This is a genomic window from Marinospirillum sp. (assembly GCF_014859565.1).
On the sequence record NZ_JACUUA010000223.1, the window covers coordinates 1 to 5,145 of the forward strand.

Annotated in this window: 6 protein-coding genes; all 6 read right to left on the bottom strand. The window is 44.9% G+C overall.

Going from position 1 to position 5,145, the window contains the following annotated elements; genetic code table 11:
* On the bottom strand, positions 1-451 hold a 451-nt coding region (locus IBX50_RS16970; protein ID WP_292257485.1), incomplete at its 3' end, for a transposase.
* Between the two features lie 177 nt (positions 452-628).
* Positions 629-1,873 carry a hypothetical protein gene (locus tag IBX50_RS16980; protein WP_292257487.1) on the bottom strand — a complete coding sequence of 415 codons (1,245 nt, stop codon included), beginning with the start codon at positions 1,871-1,873 and terminating at the stop codon, positions 629-631.
* 243 nt (positions 1,874-2,116) lie between these two features.
* Entirely contained in the window at positions 2,117-3,688 is a 1,572-nt protein-coding gene (locus IBX50_RS16985; RefSeq protein ID WP_292257488.1) for an IS1182 family transposase, read from the bottom strand.
* Positions 3,689-3,836: 148 nt separating this feature from the next.
* On the bottom strand, positions 3,837-4,271 hold the full coding sequence (locus IBX50_RS16990) for a hypothetical protein (RefSeq protein WP_292257489.1): 435 nt from the start codon (positions 4,269-4,271) through the stop codon (positions 3,837-3,839).
* Complete coding sequence (locus tag IBX50_RS16995; RefSeq protein WP_292257490.1) at positions 4,268-4,687, bottom strand: hypothetical protein; 420 nt, start codon at positions 4,685-4,687, stop codon at positions 4,268-4,270. The genes IBX50_RS16990 and IBX50_RS16995 overlap by 4 nt, the downstream gene beginning before the upstream one ends.
* 219 nt (positions 4,688-4,906) lie before the next feature.
* Positions 4,907-5,145, bottom strand: a 239-nt coding sequence (locus IBX50_RS17000; protein WP_292257491.1) for a transposase, incomplete at its 5' end; no start/stop codon positions are given.

Below are 5,145 nucleotides of genomic sequence, written 5' to 3' on the forward strand. Positions count from 1 at the left end.
AGGCATTGGAGCGCATTTTGCAACCATCAATGGCAAAGAGTTCATGGCCGAGTAATCCTTGCTGATCACAGATCAGCAGTACCTGTTCAAACAGGGCTTCAATCGCTTGGGGCTGACTGCTGACAAAATGAGCAATGGTGGTGAAGTGTGGAACGGTGTCACAGGACAGGGCTTTGAAGATGATGTTGGTGTCGCAGCACCACTGGATTTCACGGCTGGAGGTGATGCCCTTGGAATAAGCAAACAGGATGATTTTTAGAAGAATCGCCGGATCATAAGCCGGACGGCCTTCAGCATCATTCTTATAGGGCTGGTGAAAAGCAGAAAGATCCAGCTTTTCAGAGATCAGGTAGTGCAATGCAAATTCAAAGGTGCCTGGCTGGATCTGCTCAAGGTAGTTGATCACCACCATCGACATCTGGTTGTAGTCGTAGTGCTTGAACTTGGGCATCCCTCACTCCTTTGGCGAAAAGTCCATCTAAGCAAAGTTCAGCAGGTTTTTCTACAGCCTGAACGCCCTGTTAAGGTGTGAGCAACGCAATACCGACGCCGCCGTATACCACCTTAAACACCAATCGCAACGCATAGCAAAGATGCCAAGCGTTGCGAATCACTCTTAAACAGATTGTTATATTTTTGAAAAATACTCTGAGATTAATTCTTTGTTTTCTAAATAGGCGTCCAGCACTTGGTATAGAAAATACTCTTCATCTTTCTTGAACCCAAACGGGATCTTAGCGTTATCAATTTTGAAGGATTTTATTTTCTTATACCCTTTCTTATCAGGATTTGAAAGTCTTTCAGAATATTCGTCCAATGTATAAAGTATAAATTCATGATCTAAGTGTTTAATAAAGTATTCATCATCTAAAACAAAGTATTCCAAATGGATAACCTGAGTAACAACATCCTGATTGACAACCTCAAAGTCTTCCATTATCTCTTCAAATGTTAAACTTTGTTTTTCAATATCATGGCGCACCCATAAGCTGTTATCATAATTATCGATTGTGTAAAACTTCGAAACCTCTGGTAAGCCTGATACATCAATTCTTAGGATGGAACCATATTCCATCTCTTCCATCATTGGAATGCATTCAGAAATATAATCAATTCTGAACGAGATGTCGGATAACAAATTTTTATCTATCAAAGACTCAATTGAAGAAAGTAGTTTCTTTGGTAAAGGGATCCAAAAATACTTATCAATTCTTTTATCACGGATAGTTTGACTATCTTTATCATTGTGTATTTCAATGTTATCGTTGAGACTTAACAATTTGTATTTTGAAAACTGATTATCTGCTTCATCCAAATCAACATCAATATTCTTATACTCATCATAAAGATGGGATGAATATTGCATGTTAAACATTTCAGAACGACTTTTAATACTCTTATAATCATCATGTATCAGCTCACATAGCACTAATAAATGATAATTATCTTCTATATATACAGGGTCTTCTTCACCATGGATAAATTTGTATTCGTTATTGTAGATTTCTGAAATTCCAGAAAATTCAGAGTATTCTTTTTCAATGGAATCCAATAAATCATTGAAAGTTGTTATTTTCAGCTTTTCTTCAACCCTATCAATCATCGGCTTATAAAACCTAATAGCACCCTCTGATTCACCTAGGTCCTGAATTTTGTTAGAATAGCTCTTTTTTTCTAACTCATATTTTCTTGCATACAGTCTCATAACTTTCGATCTAAATGCATCACTGTCACAAGATTTTTTTATACTCGGTAATAGTTCCTCAGTAATGAAAGGGGACCTTTCAAGGAAAGCGCTAGTTAACCTCCCTGACATACAAAGCTCACTTTTACTTAAATCTAAGCTATCTAGTTTTTTAAACAATGCGTCCATGTGATCGCTTTACCCTCGTTGTTGCATAAAAAATATAACGAGCCTGTAGAAAAACCTCTTTCCAGCCAGCTTTTCCTACCAACAGCTCGATCTCTGTTGTTCATTTTTGATTACCGGTTTTGTCGGCAACCCTTGGTTGATTCTGTGTTTTCCGGCCTTTTCAGGCTTTGGCTTCTGCAAGCCAGTGTTTATGCTGCTTTCAGTACATCTTTTTGGGGCTGGCTTGCCCCTTGTTCTGCTGCTTTATTGAGCCAGCTTGCCATAGTGGGCAAGCTTTTCAATGTTGTGGATCAGGCAGTAGAGTTGCCACTGCCCTTGTACCTTGGTTTTGCCTCTCAGGCTGAAGCGGTTTAGTCCTTTGTTGGTGCCAATGTTGCCGAAGACCGGTTCAACAACCGACATTCGATGGCTGTATATCTCTTTACCTAGGGGGTTATCCACACGGTGTTTCATCCAGTCGGTGTAGTTCGGTGGTCGTTTTTCATTTAAAGGAAAGCTGACTTGTCGTCCAGCTCCTTTACGATGGTCGGCTGCTGCTGGGTTTTTCATGCACTGGTGTTTTTTCTTGCAGTGCCGGCATTGCAGCAGCTTGCCTTCAAAATAGGCGGTGGGTTGGCCTTGGTCGTTGGCTCTGGTGCCCCGGTGGCTGATTTGGTTTCCCGCTGGGCAGATACAGGTCAGATTAATGGGGTCGAACTGGAACTCGCTGGCCGGTATGAGTGGTTTGGCTTCGGGTTTGCCGGGTGTCTGGTGGCGTTTGCCGTATTTTTCTTTTTGATCCTTGAACTTGGGATCTCGGCTTCTGAACTGGTTGTCAGGAATGTAGGCGTTGATGCCGTTCTGGTGCAGGTATTTCATGTTGGCCTCGTTAGCGAAGCCAGTATCAGCAGTAACAATAATGCCTTCTTTATAGAGGTTGTCATTGATGCCCAGTCGTTTGTAACGTTCTTCTATTGTTTCCAGTACCGGTTGCAGGGTGTGGTGTTCCTGTCCTTCGCCGAAGGCTTGGGCATCAATGATGATCTGGTGTTTTTTATCAACCGCAGCGACACCGTTGTAACCCTGGATGGTGCCCTTGCTAGTCGTCATTTTTGCGGATTGGTTGTCGGTGATGTTGCTTTTCACTTCCTTGCTACGTTTGCCTTTACCCGTCCTTGGTTGGCTGTGCTTTAAAAAGTCACCGATCTTGTTGGCTGCAGCATCCAGGGTCAGGATGGTTTTGGCTTTGCGAATATCCCGATCCAGTTCTTCTTCACTCTCCCAGCTGTCTTTTTCCTGGTGTTCACTGAGGTGATGGCGGATCAAGCGTTTGAGTTTCTGGCGTTTCTGTTCCAGTTCTTTAAAGGTGCCTGACCATTCTTTGGAGGCATTGGAGCGCATTTTGCAACCATCAATGGCAAAGAGTTCATGGCCGAGTAATCCTTGCTGATCACAGATCAGCAGTACCTGTTCAAACAGGGCTTCAATCGCTTGGGGCTGACTGCTGACAAAATGAGCAATGGTGGTGAAGTGTGGAACGGTGTCACAGGACAGGGCTTTGAAGATGATGTTGGTGTCGCAGCACCACTGGATTTCACGGCTGGAGGTGATGCCCTTGGAATAAGCAAACAGGATGATTTTTAGAAGAATCGCCGGATCATAAGCCGGACGGCCTTCAGCATCATTCTTATAGGGCTGGTGAAAAGCAGAAAGATCCAGCTTTTCAGAGATCAGGTAGTGCAATGCAAATTCAAAGGTGCCTGGCTGGATCTGCTCAAGGTAGTTGATCACCACCATCGACATCTGGTTGTAGTCGTAGTGCTTGAACTTGGGCATCCCTCACTCCTTTGGCGAAAAGTCCATCTAAGCAAAGTTCAGCAGGTTTTTCTACAGCCTAAACGCTGAAATAACCCGCAAAGCCTGGAGGGGCGAAGCCCCGGAAGGGTTTGTCGGGTTGATTTCCTCGTTAGAACTGTTTGAGCACCTAATCAGCCAAATGGGTAAGTCTAGGCGTGTAGCCGATAAAGTAGAACCCTTTGTCTCTAATTGCGCTATCAAGCGCCACAGGGTTATTTGGCTTTATGCGCCGCAAGACCTTAAGCCCGGATACCTTTTGGGTAGCACCGTGGTATTTTATGTCGCTGCGGACTAATTTAGCCGTAAAATCAAAGAACCCAACCCCATCAACCTCGGCCACAAAATGGGTTTTACGATTCCTCACTCGACGGAGATCGACCGGAATCACCTCCTCACCTTTTATTGCATAGAAGACGTAGCTATCACGAAGAGTCAAATCGTCCGCACCTAGAAAGCAGAAAAACGGATACGCAACGTACCCTTCATCAGGGAGCTCGGACGGATAGATAGCCGCCTTCTCAACTACAGGATCCCTGACCAAGAAGTGAACAAGATCGCTCATACTATATTACGTACACATTTAGAGCCATTAAGAAACGCTTGTGCGACATCCGACTCCCACTTGCACTGGTCACCTTTCACGCGACTACTACCCACGATTGGCGCCCAGACCATGTCCACGCCAAATTGGTAACTTCTCGTTGCTGACCAAAGCTTGATATGCTTGCGCCGTAGAGCCGCTTCCCCAACGCCTAGCACTTCTAGACGAAGGGCCATGACGTCTGAGTCTGATTTCTCGAAGTGAACGACGTTTTGCTGCGCGTCCCCGCTGACATGATAGGCCCATGCCTTTGCCAAGTACAGGTGCTCGCCAGTATAAAACCCACGACCTAGTTCGCCGCCGCCCTTTGTAACGTCAACCATTCCGGCCTGAAGCTGGGCTGCGTACTTCTTTGACGTCCCGTGATAAGTATCCATATCCCTCCTTCTAACGAGCATGTAGAAAAATCTCTTTCCAGCCAGCTTTCCCTACCAACAGCTCGTTCTCTGTTGTTCATTTTTGATTGCCGGTTTTTGTCGGCAACCCTTGGTTAATTCTGTGTTTCTGGCCTTTTCAGGCTTTGGCTTCTGCAAGCCAGTGTTTATGCTGCTTTCAGCACTGCTTTTTGGAGCTGGCTTGAACCCGGCTCTGCTGCTTTATTGAACCAGCTTGCCATAGTGGGCCAGCTTTTCAATGTTGTGGATCAGGCAAAATAATTGCCACTGACCTTGTACCTTGGTTTTGCCTCTCAGGCTGAAGCGGTTTAATCCCTTGTTGGTGCCGATGTTGCCGAAGACCGGTTCCACCACCGACATGCGGTGACCATAAACCTCTTTGCCCAGGGGGTTATCCACACGGTGTTTCATCCAGTCGGTGTAGTTCGGTGGTCGTTTTT

Excerpts from the sequence above, each read along its gene's own strand:
- IBX50_RS16980 (WP_292257487.1), bottom strand. The coding sequence starts at position 1,873 with ATGGACGCATTGTTTAAAAAACTAGATAGCTTAGATTTAAGTAAAAGT.
- IBX50_RS16985 (WP_292257488.1), bottom strand. The coding sequence starts at position 3,688 with ATGCCCAAGTTCAAGCACTACGACTACAACCAGATGTCGATGGTGGTG.
- IBX50_RS16990 (WP_292257489.1), bottom strand. The coding sequence starts at position 4,271 with ATGAGCGATCTTGTTCACTTCTTGGTCAGGGATCCTGTAGTTGAGAAG.
- IBX50_RS16995 (WP_292257490.1), bottom strand. The coding sequence starts at position 4,687 with ATGGATACTTATCACGGGACGTCAAAGAAGTACGCAGCCCAGCTTCAG.